Genomic DNA, 1,271 nt, shown 5'->3' on the forward strand with positions numbered 1-1,271 from the left:
TTACTACAAAGCACGGATTTATCATCCAAAGCTAGGGCGCTTCTTGCAAACTGACCCTGTGGGCTATGAAGATTAGATGAATCTTTATGCTTATGTGGCTAATGATCCGATAAATATGACAGATCCAACAGGTAAGTTTTCTCGTGTCGCTGGAGATATAGTCGCGAAGAAAGAAGCTGAATTGAGACAAGCACATTGGGATAGAAATGAAAACAACAATAACAATTCGCCTGATACTGAGTCTGAAGCAAAAAGTAGTGAATTAGGTTTTGAACAACTTGAAAAGCCTAAAAGTGTTTTTCATATGCAAGGTGAAGGTGGTGAGCAAAACAAAAAGTATATTTCTGAAGACGGGCATCACGAGGCTGTTTATGATGGTGAAGGTAATCTAGTCACCGATGATTTAAACAAAGGGACGTACAACTTTGCAGATCCTATAGATAATCCGTTTGAGCATGTTCGTAAAGATGTAGCTCCTTATTTTCTATATGGAAATGGACCTAAAGACCCTACGACTATTGGAAGCAGGATTAAACTAGCAATTGATTCCCTTTTTGAGGAATAGTTTTCATGACAGCCAAGTACATACTATTTACAATTTTTTCGATAGTGCTAGCTATTTTTATTCTAACTTTTTTCGTTAAGAAAAATGAGTACGAGAAATTTTTCTACTCTGAATTTAATATCACAATGGACGAAGTTTCTATAGGATTGAAGTTGCACGGTTCGCATCAAGAAAAAAATGGTTTAATAATTACAGGAAGTCCTTATTATCTGAAAATTGAAATTCATGATCATTATCATAATTTTGATTCAGTTAAATTGCATTCATTGAGATTTCGATCTGGTGATAGTGAAGCAACTTTCAGTTTAATGCGAGAGGAGAGTTTTCTATTCTCTGATAGCAATACAAACGAAGGCAATTACGCGGCCGTTGTTTTCGATGGATTAGATCTTCTCAGAGAGAGTTATTATTTTTATGCCAGTTTTGAGTTTTGCAATGAAAATGGGATGTGCCAACATAAAAAAGTAAACGGGCTTTTTGAACTTCGCATGGAAAAATATGAACAAGTCGCTTTTGTCGATACTTTACTGAGTGTCTAATAAACTCAGCAGGGACACCTAAAGGTGTGAAAGTCACCTGTTCATTTTAATCCAAAGCCTCGCTCGTGCGGGGCTTTTTTTCTGGCTCTCTTTAAGTGCCGAAGTGGCTAGAATCTGCGAAAAAGTCAGTACAAAGGAAGTGGAACAGCCAATAAGCGTTACTTACT

The 1,271-nt window shown here is 36.8% G+C and carries 2 protein-coding genes; both read left to right on the plus strand.

Annotated elements, in window-relative coordinates:
- Nucleotides 1-76: 76 nt before the first annotated feature.
- On the plus strand, nucleotides 77-565 hold the full coding sequence (locus tag V5298_RS20660; RefSeq protein ID WP_332933286.1) for a hypothetical protein: 489 nt from the start codon (nucleotides 77-79) through the stop codon (nucleotides 563-565).
- A gap of 5 nt (nucleotides 566-570) precedes the next feature.
- On the plus strand, nucleotides 571-1,104 hold the full coding sequence (locus tag V5298_RS20665) for a hypothetical protein (protein WP_332933287.1): 534 nt from the start codon (nucleotides 571-573) through the stop codon (nucleotides 1,102-1,104).
- The last annotated feature ends 167 nt before the right edge of the window (nucleotides 1,105-1,271 follow it).

Origin of the sequence: Alteromonas sp. 14N.309.X.WAT.G.H12 (assembly GCF_036697315.1) — a bacterium.
Lineage (GTDB): Bacteria > Pseudomonadota > Gammaproteobacteria > Enterobacterales > Alteromonadaceae > Alteromonas.